General features: G+C 64.4%; 20 protein-coding genes and 1 other RNA gene. 8 read left to right on the forward strand and 13 right to left on the reverse strand.

The window, feature by feature from the left end:
* Positions 1 to 2: 2 nt before the first annotated feature.
* From O0880_RS03785 to O0880_RS03805, 5 genes are all read right to left on the reverse strand, one after another.
* Positions 3 to 749 carry a DUF4198 domain-containing protein gene (locus O0880_RS03785; protein WP_071322248.1) on the reverse strand — a complete coding sequence of 249 codons (747 nt, stop codon included), beginning with the start codon at positions 747 to 749 and terminating at the stop codon, positions 3 to 5.
* 74 nt (positions 750 to 823) lie between these two features.
* Entirely contained in the window at positions 824 to 3,085 is a 2,262-nt protein-coding gene (locus O0880_RS03790; RefSeq protein ID WP_289885155.1) for a TonB-dependent siderophore receptor, read from the reverse strand.
* 276 nt (positions 3,086 to 3,361) lie between these two features.
* Positions 3,362 to 5,758, reverse strand: coding sequence for a TonB-dependent receptor (locus O0880_RS03795; RefSeq protein ID WP_289885156.1), 2,397 nt, complete (start codon positions 5,756 to 5,758; stop codon positions 3,362 to 3,364).
* Positions 5,759 to 5,839: 81 nt separating this feature from the next.
* A complete protein-coding gene (locus O0880_RS03800; protein ID WP_289885157.1) occupies positions 5,840 to 6,940 on the reverse strand; it encodes a FecR domain-containing protein in 1,101 nt (366 codons plus the stop codon).
* An 8-nt stretch (positions 6,941 to 6,948) separates the two neighbouring features.
* Entirely contained in the window at positions 6,949 to 7,503 is a 555-nt protein-coding gene (locus O0880_RS03805) for a sigma-70 family RNA polymerase sigma factor (RefSeq protein WP_289885158.1), read from the reverse strand.
* Positions 7,504 to 7,649: 146 nt separating this feature from the next.
* On the opposite strand from O0880_RS03805, the gene O0880_RS03810 reads away from it, so the two are divergent.
* Positions 7,650 to 9,281 (forward strand): alpha-D-glucose phosphate-specific phosphoglucomutase, encoded by a 1,632-nt coding sequence (locus O0880_RS03810; protein WP_289885159.1) that lies wholly within the window; start codon positions 7,650 to 7,652, stop codon positions 9,279 to 9,281.
* Between the two features lie 52 nt (positions 9,282 to 9,333).
* On the opposite strand, the gene O0880_RS03815 is transcribed toward O0880_RS03810, so the two are convergent.
* Positions 9,334 to 10,872, reverse strand: a complete 1,539-nt coding sequence (locus O0880_RS03815) for an oligopeptide:H+ symporter (RefSeq protein WP_198043870.1) — start codon at positions 10,870 to 10,872, stop codon at positions 9,334 to 9,336.
* Between the two features lie 117 nt (positions 10,873 to 10,989).
* Complete coding sequence (locus tag O0880_RS03820; RefSeq protein ID WP_289885160.1) at positions 10,990 to 11,547, reverse strand: GNAT family N-acetyltransferase; 558 nt, start codon at positions 11,545 to 11,547, stop codon at positions 10,990 to 10,992.
* Positions 11,548 to 11,647: 100 nt separating this feature from the next.
* Between O0880_RS03820 and O0880_RS03825 the strand changes: the two genes are divergently transcribed.
* A complete protein-coding gene (locus O0880_RS03825; protein WP_289885161.1) occupies positions 11,648 to 12,193 on the forward strand; it encodes a PadR family transcriptional regulator in 546 nt (181 codons plus the stop codon).
* Positions 12,190 to 13,479 (forward strand): MFS transporter, encoded by a 1,290-nt coding sequence (locus O0880_RS03830; protein ID WP_289885162.1) that lies wholly within the window; start codon positions 12,190 to 12,192, stop codon positions 13,477 to 13,479. Before O0880_RS03825 ends, O0880_RS03830 begins: the two co-directional genes overlap by 4 nt.
* 6 nt (positions 13,480 to 13,485) lie before the next feature.
* On the opposite strand, the gene O0880_RS03835 is transcribed toward O0880_RS03830, so the two are convergent.
* The 3 genes from O0880_RS03835 to groES all read right to left on the reverse strand — a co-directional run bounded on the left by O0880_RS03835 (position 13,486) and on the right by groES (position 16,192).
* Positions 13,486 to 14,001: a hypothetical protein gene (locus O0880_RS03835; protein ID WP_289885163.1), complete on the reverse strand. Its 516-nt coding sequence runs from the start codon at positions 13,999 to 14,001 to the stop codon at positions 13,486 to 13,488.
* 200 nt (positions 14,002 to 14,201) lie between these two features.
* Entirely contained in the window at positions 14,202 to 15,851 is a 1,650-nt protein-coding gene (gene groL, locus O0880_RS03840; protein WP_034786546.1) for a chaperonin GroEL, read from the reverse strand.
* Positions 15,852 to 15,901: 50 nt separating this feature from the next.
* Positions 15,902 to 16,192, reverse strand: a complete 291-nt coding sequence (gene groES, locus O0880_RS03845) for a co-chaperone GroES (protein ID WP_010400979.1) — start codon at positions 16,190 to 16,192, stop codon at positions 15,902 to 15,904.
* 535 nt (positions 16,193 to 16,727) lie between these two features.
* Here groES and O0880_RS03850 point away from each other — a divergent pair.
* The 5 genes from O0880_RS03850 (at position 16,728) to O0880_RS03870 (ending at position 18,997) form a co-directional block, all read left to right on the forward strand.
* Positions 16,728 to 17,489, forward strand: a complete 762-nt coding sequence (locus tag O0880_RS03850) for a hypothetical protein (protein WP_289885168.1) — start codon at positions 16,728 to 16,730, stop codon at positions 17,487 to 17,489.
* A 142-nt stretch (positions 17,490 to 17,631) separates the two neighbouring features.
* Complete coding sequence (locus tag O0880_RS03855) at positions 17,632 to 17,907, forward strand: DUF904 domain-containing protein (protein WP_071322259.1); 276 nt, start codon at positions 17,632 to 17,634, stop codon at positions 17,905 to 17,907.
* Positions 17,907 to 18,218 carry a cell division protein ZapA gene (locus O0880_RS03860; protein WP_071322260.1) on the forward strand — a complete coding sequence of 104 codons (312 nt, stop codon included), beginning with the start codon at positions 17,907 to 17,909 and terminating at the stop codon, positions 18,216 to 18,218. Before O0880_RS03855 ends, O0880_RS03860 begins: the two co-directional genes overlap by 1 nt.
* Positions 18,219 to 18,272: 54 nt before the next feature.
* Positions 18,273 to 18,450, forward strand: a non-coding RNA gene (gene ssrS / locus O0880_RS03865) — 6S RNA.
* Between the two features lie 82 nt (positions 18,451 to 18,532).
* Positions 18,533 to 18,997 carry an EVE domain-containing protein gene (locus O0880_RS03870; protein WP_289885169.1) on the forward strand — a complete coding sequence of 155 codons (465 nt, stop codon included), beginning with the start codon at positions 18,533 to 18,535 and terminating at the stop codon, positions 18,995 to 18,997.
* Here O0880_RS03870 and O0880_RS03875 read toward each other — a convergent pair.
* From O0880_RS03875 to O0880_RS03885, 3 genes are all read right to left on the reverse strand, one after another.
* Positions 18,975 to 20,501 carry a GGDEF domain-containing protein gene (locus O0880_RS03875; protein WP_289885170.1) on the reverse strand — a complete coding sequence of 509 codons (1,527 nt, stop codon included), beginning with the start codon at positions 20,499 to 20,501 and terminating at the stop codon, positions 18,975 to 18,977. The two genes, O0880_RS03870 and O0880_RS03875, sit on opposite strands and share 23 nt — an antisense overlap.
* Positions 20,502 to 20,710: 209 nt before the next feature.
* Complete coding sequence (gene lgt / locus O0880_RS03880; RefSeq protein WP_071322263.1) at positions 20,711 to 21,541, reverse strand: prolipoprotein diacylglyceryl transferase; 831 nt, start codon at positions 21,539 to 21,541, stop codon at positions 20,711 to 20,713.
* A gap of 79 nt (positions 21,542 to 21,620) precedes the next feature.
* Positions 21,621 to 22,532, reverse strand: a complete 912-nt coding sequence (locus O0880_RS03885; RefSeq protein WP_289885171.1) for a LysR family transcriptional regulator — start codon at positions 22,530 to 22,532, stop codon at positions 21,621 to 21,623.
* Positions 22,533 to 22,712 lie beyond the last annotated feature (180 nt).

Here is a 22,712-nt window from a genome sequence, read left to right on the forward strand (position 1 = left end):
GGTCAGCCGTGATCCTTGCTAGGGGGCAAGGCCGCAGGGGCCGGCAGCGGCGCCGCGCCTTGCGGCTGCACCAGGCTCAGGGTGGTGACGTACATGGCCTTGTCATAGTGCTCGTCGCCACGCTGGCCGGCCGTCTTGTCCGTGTGCTGCACTTCCAGCACATACGTGCCTTTCCAGGGCAGCGGGAAGCTGACCAGGCCCTGCGCATCGCTGTACGCTTCCTTCGCCCAGCCCGACTGCACCACGGCGTTGACCTTGGCTTCTGCCAGCGGCTTGCCTTTGTAGCTGACCTGGAACTGGCCAGCTTTGCCGGTCGGCACCAGGTCCAGCGTCAGCGCGGCGGCCTGGGCTTTGCTGTCGGCGACGAGGCGCGCGGCGGGAATCCACACGGTGCGCGTGGCCTTGCCATCCTTTTTCTCTTCCCACGACGGGTAGTTGCGTTCCTCGACGATGATGCTTTCGCCGGGCGCCACCTTGCCGTTCAGCGCGAAGGCGCCCGCCTGCTTGCTCGCCTGCAGCGGCTTGCTGCCCCTGGCCGAGATCCACGTGACCTGGCCGATGCTGAACTTGTCCAGCTGGCCGGGCGACGCCTCGCGCAGGTTGTCGCCGAATTCGCCGAAGTACACGTGGGCCGCCTGGCCGTTCTGTTCCAGCCAGATCTGGTGGGCGCTGGCGCTGCCGGAGACGATGGCAGCGCCCAGCAGGGCGGCGGCAAGGGCGCCGCGGCGCGCGATGGAAGTGATGTGCATGGTGTATCCCTTATCTTGTTATATGAAACGGAAAATCGGCCGCGCTCCTGTGGGAAGGCGGCCGGCTGGGTGCATCAGTACTGGTAACGCAGGTTCAGCGCCACGCTGCGCGGTTCGCCGTAATAGCCGCCGTTATAGAAGCCCACGCGGCGGAAATAGGTCTTGTCGAACAGGTTGTTGACGTTCAGGGTGGCCGCCAGCTTGGGACTGATCTGGTAGCGCGCCATCAGGTTGGCCAGCACGTAGCTGCCCTGGCTGACCCGCGTCTTCGTCTTGTTCGGCAGGGTGGCCGTCGTGTAGATCTCGTTCTGCCAGTTCAAGCCGCCGCCGATGGTCAGATTCTGCAGCTGGCCCGGCAGGCGGTAGGTGGTCGAGACGCGCAGCATGTTGGTCGGCTGGATGGTATTGGTCAGCACGCCCTTGCCCGTCTTCGACTTGCTGTGCGTGTAGCCGGCGAACAGCTGCCAGCCCGCCAGCGGACTGCCCGACACTTCCGCCTCGTAGCCCTTGCTCTTCGTGCCCTTGCCCGTCGAGACATACGGCCGGCTGCCGTCCGGCAGCACGAAGCTCAGCGGCACGGACGCATCCTCTTCGCCCAGGTTGTCCTGCTTGGCCTGGTACACGGCGAACGAGCCATTCAGGGCGCCGTCGAAAAATTCGCTCTTCACGCCCGCTTCCACGTTGCTGCCCGTGATCGGGTCGAGGAAGGCGTTGTTCTTGTCCTTCAGGTTCTGCGGCTTGAACAGGTCCGTGTAGCTGGCGTACAGCGAGGTGCTCTTGCTGACGTCGAGCACCACGCCCGCGTATGGCGTGACGACATCGTCCGTCTTGTAGGCGGAGCTGCGCTTCACGAAGGTGCCTTTAGTGTCGTAGCGGTCGTTATACGTTTCCCACTTCGAGATGCGCGCGCCGGCCAGCACCTTCAGATTGTCCATGACGTTGATGCGCGTGGCGATGAAGGCGCCCGACTGCTTGGTGGTGGCGACGTCGCGCGCGCCCGTGCGCAGCATGGCTGGCTCCGGCACGTCACCCGTCCAGTGGCGGAAGTCGGGGATGGTGGTGGCGAAGGGCAGCGGGTCCTCGAACTGCGTCTCGTTCGTCGTGCCGACGCGCTTCCAGCCGTTCACGCCCAGTACCAGGTCGTGTTGGCGGCCGAACAGGGGGAAGGTGCCGTTGGCCGACAGGTCGAAATTGTCCTGTTTTTCATCGTAGGGGAAGGCGCTGCTCCACACGGCCAGGCCCGAGCCGTCGCGGTTCGGATAGCCGCTGCCGCCGTAGAACAGCTTGCCGTTCGAGGAGCTGTCCAGGCGGCCATAGGCGGCCTTGACTTTCCAGTCGTTGGCGAAGCGGTGCTCGAGGTAGACGTATTTGTTTTCGAATGCGCGTTCCCAGCTGCTCCACTTGGCCGCCATGTTGAACGAGCGCGGCATGTTGGCCGGCGTGCCGTCCGAGAAGAACAGGGGGGGGGTGCCCCAGCTCGTGCCTTTCGGCGTGTTCTTTTGATAGTCGATGCCGGCCGTCAGCAGGGTGTCCGGCGTCAGGTCCGCTTCGACGATGACGGCGCCCACCAGCTTGCGTTCCTTGTACAGGTCGAGGTGGGAATGGCGGTTCTGGCCAGCCACGACGACGCGCCCGCGGATGCTGCCGTCCGCATTCAGCGGCGCGCTGACGTCGCCTTCGAGCCGTACCTTGCTCCAGGAGCCGACGGTCAGGCCGGCCGAGGCGGCGAACTCCTTGCCCGGGCGCTTGTGCAGCATGTTGATGGTGGCCGACGGGTCGCCATTGCCGCTGACCAGGCCCGTGGCGCCGCGCACGATTTCGATGCGGTCATAGATGGCCGTGTCGAACAGCGCATTGGCGCCCGAATTGACGGCCACGCCGTCGATCTGGTAGTTGCCGATGGAAAAACCGCGCGCCGAGAAATTGGTGCGTTCGCTATCGTTTTCCTGCACCGTCACGCCCGTCGACTGCACCAGCACCTCGGCCAGGCTGTTCAAGCCCATGTCGTCCATGCGCTGGCGCGTCACCACCGAGATCGATTGCGGCGTTTCGCGGATGGACAGGCCCATGCGCGTGGCCGTGGCCATCTGTTTGGTGGTGTAGGAACCCGTGTTCTCGGTCGATGCCTTGTCCTGCTGGCCCAGCACCTTGATTTCGCTCAAGGTGGCTTCATCGGGCTTGGCTGGGGCTTCCGCAGCCAGCGCCGTGCCGGCGCCCAGCGCCGCCGCCAGCAGGGCCGAATGCACGGCGGCCGCCAGCGGGCGGAGGTGCAATGCCGGGATTGCGGGAGTCATCGTGGCGGCAACGGTGCCGGCCAGCGAACGTGTTCGTGCCATGAAGCATCCTTCTTTTCGTGCGCCCGCCGTCGTGCGGCAAGGCGTGTAGTGGTATGGGGGGAGCTTGCTTGGCGGTGATGCCTGGCTGGCGCAGCGTGTCATTCAGCCGCGCACCAGCCAGGCGACCGGGTGCGGACTCTCGCGAGAGTCCAAATGTGAATGAGAACTATTCTTATTATAGTGCTGGGTTGCGAGACATGCAAGAGTGCGATGTTGTAAACGAGAACGGCCACCGCATTGTTGCGGTGGCCGTGCATCGGCCCGGCTGGCGGGAGCTTACAGCTGGCCGCGCAGGGTCAGCATGGCGTTGCGCGGTTCGCCATAGAAGTTGGAGCCATAGGCGGCCCACACGCGCGTGTAGTATTTCTTGTCGAACAGGTTGTTCACCGTCAGCGACAGCTCCAGTTTGGGACTGAGGCGGTAGCCGGCCTGCAAGCCCACCGTCGTGACGGGGCCCTGCTCGAATTTCACGGGGCCGTTCAGGCGGTACATGCTGCTGACGCTGCGCAGGCCGCCTCCCACGCTGATCTTGTCCAGCGCGCCGGCCAGCCGGTAGGTGGTCCACACATTGAAATTGTGGCGCGGCGCGATGAAGGTGTACAGCTGCGCCTTCTGGTCGTCGCTGCCTTCGAGGGTACGCGTGCTGGTGTAGGAATAGCCGCTCGTGATGTTCCAGCCCGGCAGGGGACTGCCGCTCAGCTCGGCTTCCATGCCCTGGCTGCGCATCTTGCCGGCGCCGATGGAAAACAGCGGGTTGGCCGGGTCGGGCATGACGCGGTTTTCATCTTCCATGCGGAACAGGGCCGCATGCGCGTTGACGTTCTTGTCGAACAGCTCGGCCTTCAGGCCCAGCTCGAACTGCTGGCCCGTGCGCGGCTTCAGGGTTTGGCCGGCCGCGTCCGTGGTGCTCTGGGGCGAGAAGATGCGCGTGTAGCTGCCGTAGGCCGACAGCTGCTTGTCGAGCTCATAGACGAGGCCCGCGTACGGCGTGAATTTCGCATTGATGGTGTTGCTGACGTCGGTGAACTGGTTGAAGTACGCGTTGCGGTTGACGGTATGGTTGTCCCAATGCGTCAGGCGCCCGCCCAGGTTGACGGCCAGCCGGTCCGTCGCCTGCAGGCGGGTGCGCGCGTACAGGCCGAACTGTTTGGTGCGGTTGTCATTGCCGTTGGAGAAAGTATAGCTGGGCTGCGGCACATTGTTATCTGGATGGAAGACGTTGATCGGCGCATTGTCTCCGCCGCCATACTGGAAATTCTTGTGCACCTGGCGGTAGTCGGCGCCCACGATCAGGTCGTGGCTGCGGCCGAAGGCCTGGAACGGCGTGGCCAGGTAAGCGTCGAGTCCCTGCGTCTTCCAGTGGCTGCGGTAGTTCCAGCTGATCAGGCAGCTGTCGCCCGTGACGGGATCGGCCGAGCAGTCGGACCAGCCGAAGTTGCGCGAGGGTTCATCCTGTTCGCGGTACAGGGCGGTGACCTTGAACTGGCCGCCGTTGTCCAGCTTGTGATCGAGTTCGGCAAAGTATTCGGTGACCTTTTCCGTGATGTGGTTCCAGGCCGGGTCCAGGTAGGTCGAGCGCGGCACGTCGAGCAGGCGCCCGTCTTCATGGGCGGGCAGGCCGAAGGCGGGGCGGCCCCTGTACTGCTGGTGGGTGATGCCGCCCGTCAGCACGGTGCCCGGCGCCACGTCGACGGCGACGGTGCCGTACAGCAGCGGTTTTTCCGCATACACATGGTCGACGAAGGAGCGCCGGTGTTCATAGGCGGCCACCAGGCGGCCGCGCACCCTGCCATCCGCGCTCAGGGGGCCTGTCACGTCCGCTTCCGCGTAGTAGCGGTCCCAGGAGCCTGCGCTGAGCACGCCGCTGGCGGCAAAGGTGTCGCGCGCGCGCTTGCGCACCAGGTTGATGGTGCCGCCCGGGTCGCCCGCGCCCTGGAACAGGCCGGCGGGGCCGCGCAGCACTTCCACCCTGTCGTAGATGGCCAGGCCGAAGCCGGCCGACAGGTCGTTGCCCGTGCTGGCCGGCGTCATCACGCCATCGACCTGTACCGAGTCGAGCGCATAGCCGCGCGAATAAAAGTTGCCATGGTTGCCGCCCGTGCTGCTCGCTTCGACGGTGATGCCCGTCACGCCGCGCATGGCGTCGTCCAGGCTCAGCAGGTTCTGGTCGTTCAGCTGCTGGCGCGTCAGCACGGAGACGGACTGGGGAATCTCGCGCAGGCTTTGCTGGCCCTTGCCGATGCTTACCGCCTGCGCCGCATACGATTTCGTCAGTTCAGTCTCCGCATTGGCGTCCTGGCGGGCGCTGACGGTGATTTCCGCCAGGGTCGCCACCTTGCCCGTGGCGGCGGGCGCCGGGCGGATGATGACGCTGTTGCCGTCGATGCTGGCGGCCAGGCCGCTGCCGGCCAGCAGGCGCTCGAGGCTGTCGGCCACGCTCAGGGTGCCGCTGACGGCGGGCGCCGTCTTGCCGGCCACGAGTTCGGGGGCGAACAGCAGTTGCAGATTGGCTTGCCGCGCCAGTTCATTCAGGGCCTGGCCCAGCGGCTGGGCGGCGATGGTCAGTTTAACGGTGGGCAAGGTTTGCGCCTGCGCCAGGGGAAGAGTGCCCAGGGCCAGCATGGCGGCCAGGGCCAGGGGGGCGGGTGTCAGATTGCAGCGGTGGGACCACATGTTGCATTTCTCCAGGTTAATTTGTTGTCGATTAACGAGGTAGACGCAGCAGCGGCGGAAATCCTCACCTGCGAATGCGAATTATTTGTATTTATTTTGCGGCAGTTGCATCGATGGCGCTTGCGCGGACGCTTTCGGTGCCATGCCGATCGTGCTGGTGGTGCCGCTGCGCACGATCTGCACGGGCAGCAGTTGCGGCAGGGCGGCGGCGAAGCGGTCGAGCTGGGTCAGGCTGAAGCTGCCGCCGATGCGCAGGCGCGCCACGGCCGGATCGCGTACGACGAAGCCCGTGTCGCCATAGCGCTCGAATTCGGCCAGCGCCACGCTCAGCGGCACGTTCTCGAAAGTGACGCGGCCTTCGCGCCACGGCGCCACGCTGCCGGGCGCCAGGCTGGCGATGGCCGACAGGCGGCCGGCCGCATCGGCCGTCACGCCCTGGCCCGCCAGCAGGTCGATGGCGTCCGGCTGCGCGCCCGCCACGCGCACATGGCCGTGCTGCACGGCCACGCGCAGGCTGCCGTCGTGATCGAGGGTATTCCGCACGGAAAATTGCGTGCCCACCACCGTCACGCGCAGCGGGCCGGCCGCGACCTCGAATGGCTGGTCCTGCCTGGAGTGCACCTGGAACAGCGCTTCGCCCTGCGCCAGGCGCACTGCGCGCCGCTGGCGGTACAGGGTGACGTGCAGCCGCGTGGCCGTGTCGAGCTGCACCGTGCTGCCATCGGGCAGGGCAACGGTCAGGCGCTGGCCGCGCGCGGTGGCATAGGACTGGCTGAACGTGGGTTGTTGCCACCACTGGTAGCCGCCCGCGCCCACGCCGAGCAGCAGCATGGCGGCCGCCGCATACGGCAATGCGCGCAGCCAGTGGCGGCGGGGCGCGGAGGCTGGTGCGGGGGCAGCCGGGGGCACCGTCCAGCGCGCGGCGACCTGTGCGGGAATACGGCGCACCGCCCGCTGCGTGTGCTGCAGCTGCGCATACGCGTGGGCGTGCCGCGCATCGGCCGCCAGCCAGGCGGCAAACGCGGCCTGGCCCTGGGCATCAAGATTGCCGCGCCGGCTGAACCAGGTGGCCGCCGCCAGTGCCACGGGATCTTGCGTTGCCGCAAAGCGCGCATGCGCGCGCGCGTCCGCCTCGTCCTGGGCGGCAGGGCCGAAATCGTGGCGGGGCGGAAGTGCGGTCATGGGCGCCATTATGTGGCTTCCCGCAAAGAATGCAACTGCGCCTGGCAACTGAGCATGCCGCGCGCGATATGTTTTTCCACCATGCTCACGGAAATGCCCATGCGCGCGGCGATCTGCGCATGCGGCAATTCCTCGAAGATGTGCAGCACGAAGGCGTCGCGGCAGCGGGGCGGCAGGGCGTCGATGGCGGCCACGCATGCTTGCCAGTCCTGGCTGCCCTGCAGCGCCTGTTCCGGCTGCAGGTGCGATGGCGCGGCCGGATGCGCCGCTTCCGGCATGGCGTCGAGCGCATCGTGCTGGCGCAGCGCGGCGCGGCGGTGATTGTCGATCAGCAGGTTGCGCGCCGTGTGGTACAGCAGCGCGCGCGGTTCACGGATGGCGTGCTCTTCCCGGCTGGCGCCGTCCGGTACGCCTTGCGCGCCCAGCACGCGTACATAGCTTTCCTGTACCAGGTCGGCAGCGGCTTCGCGGTTGCGCAGGCTGCGCCAGCAGAAATTGAGCAGTTCTTGATAGTAGCGTGCAACCACGGCGTCCGATGTCTTGTTGAAAGTGCAGCCTGGCATGCCACATATGAGAATGATTCTCATTATATTGCATGACGGGCCGCCGTGGGCCGCCGTGCTAAGCGGTTTACCGCACCGTGGCAGGTGTACAACGCTTTGCGCCTCGTCCGACATGCGCTACCATCCATAGTTGATATGGAGATAACATGGCTATTCAAATCATCAACACGGCGCCGATTGCCGGCCAACAGCCGGGCACCTCGGGGTTGCGCAAGAAGGTGGGCCAGTTCAGCCAGCCGCAGTACCTGGAAAACTTCGTGCAAAGCGTCTTCGACACGCTCGGCGACTGCCGCGGCCAGACCCTGGTGCTGGGCGGCGATGGCCGCTATTACAACCGCACGGCGATCCAGACGGTGCTGCGCATGGCCGCGGCGCATGGTTACGCGCGCGTGCTGTTGGGCCAGGGCGGCATTCTGTCGACGCCGGCCGTCAGCTGCGTGATCCGCAAACATGGCGCCAGCGGCGGCATCATCCTGTCGGCCAGCCATAATCCGGGTGGTCCCGACGGCGATTTCGGCATCAAGTACAACATCGGCAACGGCGGCCCGGCCCCTGAAAAGCTTACCGAAGCCATGTTTGCGCGCACGCAAGCCATCACCGAATACCGCATCAGCGACGCCGCCGACATCGACCTCGATACGCCGGGGCTGGCGCGCATCGAGCAGATGAGCGTCGAGGTGATCGACCCTGTCGCCGATTACGCGGAACTGATGCAGCGGCTGTTCGATTTCGACGCCATCCGCGCCCTGTTCGCGGGCGGCCTGCGCATCTGCTTTGACGGCATGCACGCCGTTTCCGGCCCGTACGCGAGCGCCATCCTGGAAGGCATGCTGGGCGCTCCCAAGGGCAGCGTCATCAACGGCGTGCCCTTGGAAGACTTCGGCGGCGGCCATCCGGACCCGAATCCCGTCAACGCGCAGGAATTGATCGCGCGCATGGCCAGCGACGATGCGCCGGACTTCGGCGCGGCGTCGGACGGCGACGGCGACCGCAACATGATCGTCGGGCGCCGCTTCGACGTGACGCCGTCGGACAGCCTGGCCATCCTGGCCGCGCATGCCACGCTGGCGCCCGGCTACCGTGCGGGCTTGAAGGGCATCGCGCGCTCGATGCCGACTTCCGGCGCGGCCGACCGCGTCGCCGCGGCGCTGGGCATACCGTGCTTCGAGACGCCGACGGGCTGGAAGTTCTTCGGCAACCTGCTCGACGCGGACATGGCGACCCTGTGCGGCGAGGAAAGCTACGGCACGGGTTCGAACCACGTGCGCGAGAAAGATGGCGTGTGGGCCGTCCTGTTCTGGCTCAACCTGCTGGCGGTGAAACGGCAGTCGGTGGAAGAGATCGTGCGCGCCCACTGGGCCACGCATGGCCGCAACTACTATTCGCGCCACGACTACGAGGATATCGACAGCGCCGGCGCGGCGCAGCTGATGGAGGCCGTGCGCGCGCAGCTGGCCACGCTGCCGGGACAGGTGGTCGATGGCTACACGGTGGCGCTGGCCGACGATTTCAGCTACACGGATCCCGTCGACGGCGCGGTGGCCAGCAAGCAGGGCATCCGCATCATCATGACGGACGGCGCGCGCATCGTGCTGCGCCTGTCGGGCACGGGGACGCAGGGCGCCACCTTGCGTTTGTACCTGGAGCGTTACGAAGCCGACGTGGCCCGGCATGACCTGCCGACCCAGGAAGCGCTGGCCGGCCTGATCGGCGTGGCGGAGCGGCTGGCGCAGATCCGCCAGCGCACGGGGCGTGATGCGCCGACGGTGACGACATAAAAAAAGGGCGCACATGGTGCGCCCTTCTTCATTGCGTCAGATCAAACCGTCATCACGCCTTGGCTGGCACGACCGCCTGGCGGTAGTTGTCGACCATCTTGTAGCGCTTCGCGTACAGGCCGAAGGCCATCATGGCAACGGCGGCAAAGGCGGCGAAGAAGAACATCTGGAAGGCCGTCACGCTGATGCCGCTCTCGGCAATCTTGCCGATCACGCCTTCGTTCATGACGCTCTTGTTGACGATCAGCACCCACAGGTTGCCGACGGTGGTCGACAGGTTCCAGAAGCTCATGATGGCGCCCTTCATCGAGACGGGCGCCTGGCTGTAGGCAAACTCCAGGCCCGTGGCCGAGACCAGCACCTCGCCGAAGGTCAGCAGGGCATACGGCAGGATCTGCCACATGATGGAGACGGCGTTGCCGCTGTCGAGGGCCAGCTGCAAGAGACCGATGACGATCCAGGCCAGCGAGGAAAAGCCGATGCCGGCCGTCATGCGGCGCAGCGCCGTCGCTTCCATGCCGAAGCGGTTCAGCATCGGGTACAGCACCAGGTTGTTGAACGGGATCAGCAGCATCACCAGCATCGGGTTCAGCGCCTGCATCTGCGCCGGCAGGAACCAGCTTGGTTTTTCCATGGTGTTGGCCTGCACGATCCAGGTCGACGCCTTCTGGTCGAACAGCGAAAAGAACGGCGTCACGAGGGCGAAGATGACGAGGATGCGCAGCACGGCGCGCACGCCTTCGACGGCTTCGTCCGGGTGGATGCCGCGCGCGCGTTCCAGTTGCATGGCCGTGCCGATGCTGCCGAAGGCCAGCAGCAGGACCAGCGCGGAGCAGGCCGAGATGACGAAGCCCCAGTCCGGGATCATGTAGAACGAGAACAGGGCGCCGGCCACGCCGACGTAGGCCACGTACAGGCCCGGGCGCGAGCCGTTGTCCACTTGCGCCAGCAGGGCGGTGCGTGCCACGCGGGTAAACGAATCGGGATTCGGCGGTGCCGGCGGCACGTGCACGTATTTCTTGGCGCCCATCCAGAAGACGATGGTGGCGGCCAGCATCATGACGCCGGGGATGCCGAAGGCGATCGACGGACCGTAGTCGCGCAGGAACATCGGCATCAGCAGCGAGGCGAAGAAGGAGCCGAAGTTGATGATCCAGTAGAACAGGTCGAACACCAGCTTGGCCTTGTGCTTGTTGGTCTGGTCGAACTGGTCGCCGACGAACGAGGCCACGAGCGGCTTGATGCCGCCGGAGCCGAAGGCGATCAGGAACAGGCCGAAGTAGAAGCCGTTGACATTGTTTTCAAAGACGGCCAGGCAGGCATGGCCGGCGCAATACACGAGACTGAGCCAGAAGATGGTGTTGTACTTGCCAAAGAAGCGGTCGGCCAGCCAGCCGCCCAGCAGCGGGAAGAAATACACGCCGATGACGAAGGTGTGGAAGACGTGCTTGGCTTCCCCCGTGCGCTGGTCGATCGGGATCATCAGCAGCAAGGTGCTGATGAGGAATGGCGTCAGGATGTTGCGCATGCCGTAAAAGCTGAAGCGTTCGCAGCCTTCGTTGGCGATGATGTACGGTATTTGCCGCGGCATTTTTCCCGTGGCGGTTTGTGTCTCGGCCGATGACATTGGCTCTCCCCAAGTATTTTTTGTAAGCCGCGATGCTAAGGCCTGCCGCGTTTGCTTGCAACAGAAAAAACGGCCCCTTGGCTATTTCGCAAGGAATTGTAAGGTATTGATTTTCATAAAGACATTACTTTGCGTCGTTGCGATGGCAGGACGCGGCAGTACTAATTGCATTTGCAACATGCCATGCGATGCCGCTTCGTCCGCCAGCACAAAACCGCATGCCAGGTACAGGGTCAGCGCCGCATGGTTGTCCTGCGCCACGGCCAGGCGCAGCCGGGCCAGATCGGGGATGCTGCTGGCGTGGGCGATGGCGGCGCGCAGCAACTGCCGCCCGATGCCCTGGCCGCGCGCCTGCGGCGCCACGTAGACGCCCCACAGGCTGGCTTTGTCGTGTACGACGGCAATCGGCTCGCGGCGCAGGCCAGCCATGGCGATCAACTGTTCTCCTTTGAAAGTGCCAAATATTATTTGGTATGGCGTCGTCTGCAGGCGCTGGGCGATCTGTGCCAGCGGCAAGCCGCTTTCCGCCGCATGCGTGGTGCAGAAGGCGGCGGGCAGTTCGGCGATGCCGGCCAGGCGCAGCGCGCGGTAGGCGGCAGCGTCGTCGGGCGCGAGGGGACGGACAGTGTGGGCAGGCATGTCGGCGAGTATCGGGCTTCGATGCCAGAAAGTAAACCTTGCGCTGCGCCATATTCGAACATAAGATATATCTTATTGCGATATATCTTAAGGAGCCATCATGCTGTACTTCCATCGCGGCGACCAGCCGTTGCGCGCCGCCCCGCACAGCCAGGGCGATGCGCCGGGCGCCGTTGCCAGCGTTGTTCCCGCCGCGCGCGGCCCGAAGATGTTTGACGCGGGCACCCTGCGCTACCTCGTACTGCAATTGATCGCCGACAAGCCGCGCCATGGCTACGACATCATCAAGGCCATCGAACAGCGTGCCGGCGGCGCGTATGCGCCGAGTCCCGGCGCCATCTATCCGCTCATGCATGGCCTCGTGGGCCACGGTTACGTGGCCGTCAGCCTCGACGGCAACAAGAAGCTGCACAGCATCACGCCCGAGGGGCTGGCCTTCCTGGCCGCCAACCGCGCCTATGTGGACGCCATCGCTGCCAGGGTGGATGCGCCGGCCGGCGCGGACGACGACTTGCGCCACCTGATGCACGAGCTGAAGGCGGCGGTGCTGGCGCGCGGGCGCGCGGGCGAACCCGATGCCAGCCGCCTGGACGCCATGCGCGCCATCCTGCGCCGGGCGCGTGCCGACATCGAGGCGCTGGCATGAGGCCCGCGCCGCTGTCCATGCCGGTGCCCATGCTGACGCCGGCGCGCGAGCGCGCGATGCTGTGGCTGCTTGCGCTGACGCAATTTACCGTCATCATGGATTTCATGGTGATGATGCCGCTGGCGCCCCAGCTGATGCAGGCATTCCATATCGGCCCGGCCGCCGTCTCCGGCGCCGTCTCGGCCTATGCCTGGTGCGCGGGCTTGTCCGGCTTGCTGGCGGCCACGTATATCGACCGCTTCGACCGCAAGAAGCTGCTGTTGACCATGTTTTGCCTGTTTACCGTGTCGAACCTGGCCTGCGCGCTGGCGCCGAACTTCCACGTGCTGCTGTGGTCGCGCGCGTTTGCGGGGCTGACGGGCGGCGTGCTCGGTGCCATCGTCATGGCCATCATCGGCGACGTGATTCCCGCCGAGCGGCGCGGCGCGGCCACCGGCATCGTCATGACCTCGTTTGCCATGGCGGCCGTGGGCGGCGTGCCGATCGGCGTGGTGCTGGCCGCGCACTTCGGCTGGCCTTCGCCCTTTTTCCTGCTGGTCGTGCTGTCGCTGCTGATCTGGCTGGGCGCGGCGCGCGTGCTGCCGTCGCTGACGGCGCACATGGGCGCGGCGCGCGTGCTGCCGTCGCTGACGGCGCACATGGGCGCGGCCCCGACGCCGCTGCGCCAGGTGCTGCCGAACCTGCTGGCGCTGCTGCGCGAACGGCGCCACCTCGAGGCGTTTGCCTTGTCCATTGTCAACATGACGGCGGGCATGCTGGTGATTCCCTTCATCTCGCCCGTGTTGGTGGGGAATATGGGCCTGGCGCCGGCCGACGTCACCTGGGTCTACCTGGCGGGCGGCTGCGCCACGATCTTCACGGCGCGCGTGATCGGCCGCTGGGCGGACCGGGCCGGCAAGCAGCAGGTCTATCGCTGGGTCTCGTTGCTGTCGATCGCGCCGCTGCTGTTCATGACGCATCTGCCCCAGTTGCCGCTGCTGGCGCTGATGCTGGTGTTTCCATTCTTTATGGCCCTCGTGTCGGGCCGCACGATCCCGCTGCAGGCGCTGCTGACGACCATCCCGGAGCCGCGCAAGCGCGGCGCCTTCCTTAGCGCCAATTCGGCCCTGCAAAGCCTGGGTAGCGGCCTCGGCGCCTGGCTGGGCGGCCTGACCCTGCAGACGGATGCGGCCGGCCACATCGGCGGCTATGGCTGGAATGGCTGGCTGGCGGCGGCCTTGTCGCTGTGGACGGTGTGGTGGGTGGCGCGCGTGCGCGGCGCGGCGCCGCAGGGCGCGCCGGCGTAGGCGGGCTTACTGCGTGGCGATGCGCTGCATGGGCGCGCTGTCCTTGCGCCACTGTTCCAGGCTCAGCAGGTCACCGCTGACGATGTCATCGACGAGGATGCGCTTGCCGTCCGGCGAGACGACGAAGCTTTCCCAACGGTGGGCCGCGTCCGGCGTGCTTTCGAAAAAGCTCAGCTGATAGTAGGGCTGGCCATCGACGAGGCGCGTCTCGGGTGACGTCTCCATCACGGCGCCATGCGCGCGGCCGGCCGAGGCTTTTTCGATATGCGCCGACCACGCCTTGATCTCGGGCAAGGCCATCAGCGCATCGACGGCGCGCGCATTCTGCTCTTGCGCCGCCGTCTGGCTGCTCGCGGCCGGGGCATTGCCACCGTGCTGCGCGGGCTGCTGGTAGACGTAAAAGGCAGCCAGGGCGGCAGCCAGCAAGCCGGCCAGGGTGCCGGCGATGATGGCGGTTTTGGAAGAGGAGGCGCGTGGCGGCATGGTGGTGTGGGCGTGAGAAAGAAGGTCGATGGCGGCCATGCTAAAGCAAAACGCACAGGCCGGCAATCGCCGGGCTGGCCAAACGGGCTGGCCACGTCAACAGGCGAAAAAAAAGCTACCTTCCGGAGAAGATAGCTTTTCGGGGCCGCCGGGGAGGCACTGGCAGCTTTTGGCCTGCCTGTTCCTGCCCGGCGCAGGCGGCTCCGCGCGCCGTCGCCTGCGCGCGGAGCCGCAGGACATTACATCATGCCGTCCATGCCGCCCATGCCGCCCATACCACCCATGCCGCCGCCCATGCCGCCGCCTGCCTTGTCGTCAGCGATTTCGCAGACCATGCAGTCGGTCGTCAGCATCAGCGAAGCGATCGAAGCGGCGTTTTGCAGCGCCGAACGGGTCACTTTGGCTGGGTCCAGGACGCCCATTTCAACCATGTCGCCATACGTGCCGTTGGCAGCGTTGTAGCCGTAGTTGCCCGAGCCAGCCAGTACGGCTGCCACGACGACCGAAGCTTCTTCGCCAGCGTTTTGCACGATCATGCGCAGTGGCTCTTCCATTGCGCGCAGGACGATCTTGATACCGGCATCTTGATCAGGATTGTCGCCCTTGACCGTGATGTTGGCGCGTGCGCGCAGCAGGGCTACGCCGCCGCCTGGCACGATGCCTTCTTCGACGGCAGCGCGGGTTGCGTGCAGTGCATCTTCAACGCGGGCTTTTTTCTCTTTCATTTCGACTTCGGTGGCTGCGCCAACCTTGATCACGGCAACGCCGCCAGCCAGTTTGGCTACGCGCTCTTGCAGTTTTTCACGGTCGTAGTCCGAGGTCGCTTCTTCGATCTGTACGCGCACTTGTTTCACGCGTGCTTCGATCGAGGCAGCTTCGCCGGCGCCATCGATAACGATGGTGTTTTCCTTGCCCACTTCGATGCGTTTCGCCTGGCCCAGTTCGGCCAGGGTCACTTTTTCCAGGGTCAGGCCGACTTCTTCAGCGATCACTTGACCACCGGTCAGGACAGCGATGTCTTCCAGCATGGCTTTGCGGCGGTCGCCGAAGCCAGGTGCTTTCACTGCGCAGGTTTTCAGGATGCCGCGGATGTTGTTCACAACCAGGGTCGCCAGCGCTTCGCCTTCGATGTCTTCGGCGATGATCAGCAGTGGACGGCCAGCTTTTGCGACTTGTTCCAGTACCGGCAGCAGGTCACGGATGTTCGAGATTTTCTTGTCGCACAGCAGGACGAATGGGCTGTCCAGTACGGCAACTTGCTTCTCTGGGTTGTTGATGAAGTAAGGCGACAGGTAACCGCGGTCGAACTGCATGCCTTCAACGATGTCCAGCTCGTCGTTCAGCGACTTGCCGTCTTCAACGGTGATGACGCCTTCCTTGCCGACTTTTTCCATCGCTTCAGCGATACGCTCGCCGATCGAGTAGTCCGAGTTGGCCGAGATCGCGCCAACCTGGGCGATTTCCTTGGTCGTGGTGCAAGGACGGGCGATTTTCGCCAGTTCTTCGACGGTTGCTGCAACAGCTTTGTCGATACCGCGCTTCAGGTCCATCGGGTTCATGCCGGCGGCAACGAACTTCATGCCTTCGCGCACGATGGCTTGTGCCAGCACGGTCGCGGTGGTGGTGCCGTCGCCGGCGTTGTCGCTGGTGCGGGAAGCAACTTCCTTGACCATTTGCGCGCCCATGTTCATGAGCTTGTCTTTGAGTTCAACTTCTTTCGCTACCGACACACCATCCTTGGTGACGGTAGGGGCGCCGAACGAGCGCTCCAGGACCACGTTGCGGCCTTTCGGGCCCAGCGTTACTTTGACTGCGTTGGCGAGGATGTTGACGCCTTCGACCATCTTGGCGCGCGCTGCGTCGCCGAATACTACTTCTTTAGCTGCCATGTTCAATTCTCCTGAGTTTCGGGATGTATCTGTCTACAACGTGGAAACAATTACTTGACGACGATCGCCATGATGTCTTCTTCGCGCATGACCAGCAGCTCATCGCCGTCAACTTTGACGGTTTGGCCGGCGTACTTGCCGAACAGGACGCGGTCGCCCACTTTGACATCCAGAGGACGGACTTTGCCGTCGTCGAGAATCTTGCCATTGCCTACGGCAAGGACTTCGCCTTGATCCGGTTTTTCAGCAGCTGCATCAGGAATGATGAGGCCGGACGCAGTCTTGGTTTCCTGGTCGAGGCGTTTGACGATGACGCGATCGTTCAATGGGCGCAGATTCATACAAAACTCCTTAAAGTTCAATGGATAAGTGTTGCTAAATGAATACATGCCTGGCACAGCGCCAGGCCTGCTTTCAGTGACCGCCGTTGAAAGCAGCCCGCAACGGTCAAGCAAACCCCATGTCATCCTGTCCTTGCCCGTATCCGGCAGTGGTGCATCGCGGCGTCGCCCGCCGCGTAGCATTCCCTGCAGTGGCCTGGCAAGCACCATCATTTCCTGAGGATTGCTACGAAAGAGTTTGTTAGCACTCTCTACTAACGAGTGCTAATTATAGGGACGGTAGGGGGCTTATTCAAGGGCTTATTCTCCGGGAAGATATGCATAGACGTTCTGCGCAGCCTGCATTTACGCAGGGTTTGCGCTGGCGCAAGCCTAGTTCCCGGGCGTCAGCAACAGCAGCGACTCTAGCATGTCGTCCGGATGGGGGGCGTTCCTGTACACACAGGAAACAGATTTCACTATGAAATTTGATAAGATGATTGATATTACATATCAATATCGCCACTGCGCCAGAAAGCACACCATGCAGCACACCATGTCCTATCCTGTTTCCCGTCCTGCGCTGCGCCTGCTAGGCGCCACCGTCATCGGCCTCGCCTGCCTGGGCCATGCCGTCGCGCAAACGGCTGCCGCGCCAGCGGCCACCATCGTCGACGAGATCACCGTGGCGACCCTGACGCCGCTGGAAAAGGAAATGCTGCTCAATGACCTGTTCAACGACTTGAACAAGGATGACGACGACCAGGAAGCGCATGTGTGGGACAACGGCGGCGACAGCGGCGTGCTGGTGAAAGCCACGTATAACTTCAGCAATTCCGGCATGACCGAGCACAGCCTGAAGGCGCACATGTGCCGCGACCTGAAGTTCGTCGTCACGGCTGGCGGCAAGACGCAGGGCCTGAGCCGGCGCACCTGTTCGCAGAACAGCGGCAACTGGGATGTGCAGGGCAAGGACCCGGCGCCCGTCGTGTATCCGCCTTTCCTGTCGGACGTGACGGTGGCCAAGCTGAATGCCAAAGAGCAGGCATCGCTGCTGAAGGCGGCCGTGCGCACCTTGAAGGATGAAGAGGATGGCAAGAGCCGCCAGTGGAGCAACAAGGGGCTGGGCAATGCCCAGGCCTTGCTGGTGACCTTGACGCCATCCGCGACCGGCACCAAGCCGGGCAGTTTTACCACGTGCCGCGACTTGACGATGGTGCTCGACGGCAAGGGCGGCAAGCAGGAATTGACGCGCCGTTCGTGCGAAAACCGCTACGGCAGCCTGGACATCGAACCGGACTTCGAAGGGCATCGCTAGGACGGCTTGCCGCAAGGCCGCAAGCGCGCCGTGGCGTTAAAAAGCATGTATTTCACGGCAACTGCGCTGCATTGATGTAAATATGTGTGACAGCGGCCTGATTCGATTGACGCCCGGGGAGCGTCCGCCCTATAGTGGCGGGATGATTTCCGAATTCAACGAATTATCCGACAAAATCGGCCTGCTGGCTGAAATGACCCATGCGCTGCGCCGTGAAAACGCGCAATTGCGCAAGGACAATGTCGCCCTGGCCGCCGAAAACGCGCTGTATGTGCAACGCATGCGCGAGGCGCAGGAGCGCGTGGAAGCCTTGCTGGAAAAAATCCCGGAACTGGTGCAGGCCGGCCTGGAGCAAGCCGCTTCGGAAGCCGCCGCTGTCACCGGCGATCACCTTGCCGAGAACGAGAAGGAAGCGTAATGCCGCGTGTCGATGTCAATATCATGGGCCAGGCCTACAGCATGGTGTGCCGCGATGGCGAAGAGCGCGCCTTGCGCGAAGCGGCGATCTATCTCGATAGCAAGATGAAGGCCATCCGCGACGCCGGCAAGGTCAAGGGCAACGACCGCATCGCCGTGTTGGCCGCGCTGGGCGTGGCGGCAGAGTTTCTCTCCGTCAAGTCACCGCAAGGTCCGCTGTCGGAATTGACGATACTGGAAGTGAAGCAAAAGATCTCGGCCATGCATACCGTCCTGGACAGCGCACTGACGCCCCAGGAAAACCTTTTTTAAGCGCGTACGCGACGATTTGTCTTTGCGATGCGCGACCAAAGGAGTAAACTTGGGTCTACCCTGCGGTGTTCGCGATTGCCATATATTCCTTGAACCATTTATGCGCATCGGTTGCGAATTTTGTTTGATGGGAGTGAGCGTCGCTCGTTCGACGAACCCGAAATTGAACTAACGTGACCACCTTGAACCGTTTGGTTCGGGATGCCGGCATAGCGGCACAGGCGGGGCCCAATTTGTAGTACAACTGAAAACGGTTGCGGCATCACGATGCGCAACCGTTTTTTTACGTCTGTTGCCTTGATACGGGAGATTTGATGAAACAATATTGGCTGATGAAATCGGAACCGGATGAAGTGAGCATCGACGACCTGATGGCGGCGCCCCGGCACACCATGCCGTGGTTTGGCGTGCGCAACTACCAGGCGCGCAATTTCATGCGCGATGGGATGAAAGTGGGCGATGGCGTGCTGTTCTATCACTCCAGCTGCCCGCAGCCGGGCGTGGCCGGCGTGGCCGAAGTGGCCAGCACGGCGTATCCCGATCACAGCCAGTTTGAAGAGGGCGGCAAATACTTCGATCCGAAAGCCACGCCAGAACAGCCGCGCTGGATCAGCGTCGACGTGCGCGGTGTCAGGAAGACGGCGCTGCTGCCCCTGTCCGAGATGCGCCAGATGCCGGAACTGGAAGACATGCTGCTGTTGAAGAAGGGCAGCCGCTTGTCCATCACGCCCGTGACGCCGGCGCAATGGAAGGTCATTACAGGCAAGTTGACAGCCTAGGCGCCGTCGCGCCGTCGCCCTCGATGCGGTTGCGGCCATGTTGCTTGGCCCGGTACAGGGCCTGGTCGGCGGCCGCGAGCAATTGTTCCGGCGTCTGTCTGTCGGCATTCAGGGCCAGGCCGATGCTGGCCGTCACTAGTCCGCCGCGCGACGGGGCCTGGGCGATGGCGGCGGCGGCGATCGCTTCCTGCATCTTTTGCGCCACTGCCTTTGCGCCCGCGTGTCCGGTGGCCGGCAGGATGGCGGCAAACTCTTCGCCGCCAAAGCGTGCCACCAGGTCGCTGGCGCGCGGCAATGCCGAACGCAGGGCCGCGGCGATCTGCACCAGGCAGGCGTCGCCATACGGGTGGCCAAAGCTGTCGTTGAGGCTCTTGAAAAAATCGATATCGATGATCAGCAGAGCCAGCGGCTTGCCGTCGCGCGCGGCGCGCTGCCATTCGCCCTGCAGGGTCTGGTCGAAGCAGCGCCGGTTGGCGACGCCCGTCAAGCCATCCGTCAGCGACAGTTTCTCCAGCAGCTCGTGCGCGGTGCGCAAGGCCAGCTCGCTTTGCATGTAGCGGCTTTGCAGGGTGGCCGAGCGCAGCGCGTGGACGGTCAGCGCGACAAACAGCGAGGTGGCCGCCAGGTAGAAATGGTCGCGCAGCACGACGAAACCCAATCCCAGCAAGGCCGCCGTGAAGAAGATGGGACTGAAGTTGTCGATCAGCAATGTCAGCGGCGGCGGGGCATGCCGTGGCCGCGCCGCTTCCTCCTGCGGCCGGGTTTGCGCAGCCAGCACGGCCAGCAGCAGGAATGGCACGCTTGGCAGCAACTCGGTCAGGATCGGCCCGGCGAGCGCATGCAGGGTCAGGTAATTGTAGGCGCCGGCGCAGCCGGCGTAGCACCAGAGGAAAACGCTGAGCAGCAGGTAAAAGCGGCCCTGCTCGCCATCCCGGCGGTGCGCCAGCAGGCGCAGCGAGGCGCAGCAGGCCAGGACCAGGTTTTCCACGTTGTACGTCACCACCAGCAGGCTGGCGGGAATCGGCGCGATCGAGCGCTGGGCAAATGGCGAGACGGAAAAGATGGCCGTATAGGCCAGATAGGCTGCCAGCAAGACTTGCACGGCGTCCAGCCATTGCAGGCTGCGCGAGGGATGCTGGTCGCTGACCGAGGAAATGGCCAGCAGCAGGGGCGCGCCATACATGAAATAGGCAAAATCGGAGAAATACGTGGTGTCGGACGCCACCTGTCCGCTCAGGTCTTGCCAGGCGGACAGCGCCATGCCCACGCTCCAGAACAGCATGGCCGCCGCAAACAGGCTCCAGCCCGTGCGCACGATGCCTGGCGCGCTCAGGCGGGCGCAGCGGCAGCAGGCGGCCAGGGCCAGCAAGGGCGCCAGCAGGTTGAACAGGTAGCCCACAGCCTGGGCATGCCGGCCGGCAAATGCCGTCAGGGCCAGCTGCGCCACTATATAAGCGGCGCCCAGGGCTATCCAGAACGTCGTGGTCTTCCTGGCAAGCTGCATAGGCTGGGCTCCCTGGCTCGAATGTCCGTCAGATCATGAGCGCCTGCCTTGGTTTGGCGGCAGGGTAAAACGATCATACCCCTTATCCCAAAAGCAAGTCCATTCCATTGGGAAATTTTAATGCATAGAGGGAAAGATTGTGGCGGATCACGCCAGGCCGGGGGCGGATGGCGCAGCGCGTGCCGCCGCCCTCCGCCTGGAACGGCGTGTCAGGCCTGGGCTGGGCGCGCCTTGGTCGGCGGCGTCGCCATCACCTGGCTCTTATAGGCCCAGACGAGCAGCGCGATGGCGCCGACGATCATCGGCAGCGACAGCATCTGGCCCGAGGTGATCGGCACGCCCAGCCACACGACTTCCCAGTCCGGCGTGCGGAAGTACTCGGTGAAGAAGCGCGCGCAGCCGTACAGCAGGGTGAACATGGCGCCCACGGCCATGCGCGGATGCTGCTTGCGCGCGTACAGCCACAGGATGATGAACACCAGGATGCCGTCGACCAGCATCTGGTAGATCGGCGACGGGTGCACGGGATACGGAATGCCCGGCCATTGCATGGCCCACGGCAGGGTGTCCGGCGCGATGCGGCCCGGCAATTCGGCATTGATGAAGTTGCCCAGGCGGCCGGCCGCGTAGCCGAGCGGCACCAGCGGGGCGATGAAATCGAGCACGTCGAACAGGTTGCGGCCTGCCTTGCGGCTCCACAGGTACATGGCGACGATGACGCCGAGGAAGCCGCCATGGAAGGACATGCCGCCATGCCAGACCATGAAGATTTCGAGCGGATTGTGCATGAAGTATGCGGGGCGGTAGAACAGCACTTCGCCCAGGCGGCCGCCGATCACCACGCCCAGCATGCCGTAGAACAGCATGTCGTCGAGGTCTTCCTTCTTCCAGCCCAGCGCGGCGATATGCGGCTGCTTGATGCGCACCCGGCCCAGGATGATGAACAGGGCAAAGGCCAGCACATACATCAGGCCGTACCAGTGCACGGCCAGCGGGCCGATCTGGATGGCAATCGGATTGGGCATCGGGTGTATCAGCATGGAGTTTCTTTCTTTGTTTAAAGCGAAGGTTGCGTAGTATGGCCCTGCGGCAGCTTTTTTGCCTTAGCGGCCACTTAATTTATTGACCGCCAGCGGCGATTTGCATGCGCAGCAGGGCCAGGAAGCCTTGCAGCACGGCGGACGGGTTGTCGCGGCGCCAGGCCAGGCCCGTTTCCACCAGCGGCGTGGCGTCCTGCAGCGGCCTGTATTCTACGCCGGGGCGCATCAGGTTCGAGACCGATTGTGGCACAAGCGCGATGCCCATGCCAGCCGAAACGAGGCTGACGATGGTTTGCATCTGGATCGCTTCCTGGCCGATCTGCGGCGTGATGCCGGCGGCGCGGAAGACGCCGAGTATCGCGTCGTGCAGGGCCGGCGAGATCGCGCGCGGGAAGATGATCAGCGGCAGCGGCGGCACGTCCTGCAGGCGCACGGGGCCCGGCGTGGCCCATATGGCGAGGCCCGATGGCGCGGCCAGCACCAGCGGCTCGGCCAGCACGGGCAGGTAGTCGAGCGCCGCCTTCGCCTTCTCGGGCAGGGGCGGGATCAGGAGGCCGGCATCCGTGCGCCCGGCCAGCAATTCGTCGAGCTGCAGGTCGGAGGTGGCTTCCTGCAAGGCGATCTGCACCCGCGGATAGGCCGCCTGGTAAGCGCGCAGCAGGGGCGGCAGCACGCTGTAGTCGGCCGACGAGACGAAGGCCAGGCTCAGGCGGCCCGCCTCGCCCTGCGCGGCCCGCCGCACCAGCGCCGGCAAGTCCTGTGCCTGGGTCAGCAGGCGGCGCGCCTCGGGCAGCAGCGCCGTGCCGGCCGGTGTCAGCTGCACTTCGCGCCGGGTGCGCACGAACAGGGGCGCGCCCAGCAAGTCTTCCAGGGCCATGATGGTTTGCGACAGGGGCGGCTGCGTCATGTGCAGGCGCGCGGCGGCGCGGCCGAAATGCAATTCCTCGGCGACGGTGACAAAGTAGCGCAACTGGCGCAGCTCAAGATTCATATGCGTTTCCATGCGGATTGAATGCTGTGATATGTAATACGACTCACAGACACGTGCATCATATATTTGACAGTGGGGCGCGCGCAAGGCAATCTGGCGTACCCCCACTGCACGCAGGGTCTTGGCCCTTGCCGGCCCGCCCCCGCAGTCAGGCCCTCACATTTTTGGAAGGTCCCCATC

The sequence above is a fragment of the Janthinobacterium sp. SUN118 genome, from assembly GCF_030397695.1.
Taxonomy (GTDB): domain Bacteria; phylum Pseudomonadota; class Gammaproteobacteria; order Burkholderiales; family Burkholderiaceae_D; genus Janthinobacterium.

Bases quoted from the DNA above. Each gene is read 5' to 3' on its own strand.
- O0880_RS03790 (WP_289885155.1), bottom strand. From the start codon at position 3,085: ATGGCACGAACACGTTCGCTGGCCGGCACCGTTGCCGCCACGATGACT.
- O0880_RS03855 (WP_071322259.1), top strand. From the start codon at position 17,632: ATGATTTCCGAATTCAACGAATTATCCGACAAAATCGGCCTGCTGGCT.
- O0880_RS03800 (WP_289885157.1), bottom strand. From the start codon at position 6,940: ATGACCGCACTTCCGCCCCGCCACGATTTCGGCCCTGCCGCCCAGGAC.
- O0880_RS03795 (WP_289885156.1), bottom strand. From the start codon at position 5,758: ATGTGGTCCCACCGCTGCAATCTGACACCCGCCCCCCTGGCCCTGGCC.
- O0880_RS03870 (WP_289885169.1), top strand. From the start codon at position 18,533: ATGAAACAATATTGGCTGATGAAATCGGAACCGGATGAAGTGAGCATC.
- O0880_RS03820 (WP_289885160.1), bottom strand. From the start codon at position 11,547: ATGCCTGCCCACACTGTCCGTCCCCTCGCGCCCGACGACGCTGCCGCC.
- O0880_RS03850 (WP_289885168.1), top strand. From the start codon at position 16,728: ATGTCCTATCCTGTTTCCCGTCCTGCGCTGCGCCTGCTAGGCGCCACC.
- O0880_RS03875 (WP_289885170.1), bottom strand. From the start codon at position 20,501: ATGCAGCTTGCCAGGAAGACCACGACGTTCTGGATAGCCCTGGGCGCC.
- O0880_RS03885 (WP_289885171.1), bottom strand. From the start codon at position 22,532: ATGAATCTTGAGCTGCGCCAGTTGCGCTACTTTGTCACCGTCGCCGAG.
- groES (WP_010400979.1), bottom strand. From the start codon at position 16,192: ATGAATCTGCGCCCATTGAACGATCGCGTCATCGTCAAACGCCTCGAC.
- O0880_RS03860 (WP_071322260.1), top strand. From the start codon at position 17,907: ATGCCGCGTGTCGATGTCAATATCATGGGCCAGGCCTACAGCATGGTG.
- O0880_RS03785 (WP_071322248.1), bottom strand. From the start codon at position 749: ATGCACATCACTTCCATCGCGCGCCGCGGCGCCCTTGCCGCCGCCCTG.
- groL (WP_034786546.1), bottom strand. From the start codon at position 15,851: ATGGCAGCTAAAGAAGTAGTATTCGGCGACGCAGCGCGCGCCAAGATG.
- O0880_RS03805 (WP_289885158.1), bottom strand. From the start codon at position 7,503: ATGCCAGGCTGCACTTTCAACAAGACATCGGACGCCGTGGTTGCACGC.
- lgt (WP_071322263.1), bottom strand. From the start codon at position 21,541: ATGCTGATACACCCGATGCCCAATCCGATTGCCATCCAGATCGGCCCG.
- O0880_RS03830 (WP_289885162.1), top strand. From the start codon at position 12,190: ATGAGGCCCGCGCCGCTGTCCATGCCGGTGCCCATGCTGACGCCGGCG.
- O0880_RS03815 (WP_198043870.1), bottom strand. From the start codon at position 10,872: ATGCCGCGGCAAATACCGTACATCATCGCCAACGAAGGCTGCGAACGC.
- O0880_RS03825 (WP_289885161.1), top strand. From the start codon at position 11,648: ATGCTGTACTTCCATCGCGGCGACCAGCCGTTGCGCGCCGCCCCGCAC.
- O0880_RS03810 (WP_289885159.1), top strand. From the start codon at position 7,650: ATGGCTATTCAAATCATCAACACGGCGCCGATTGCCGGCCAACAGCCG.
- O0880_RS03835 (WP_289885163.1), bottom strand. From the start codon at position 14,001: ATGGCCGCCATCGACCTTCTTTCTCACGCCCACACCACCATGCCGCCA.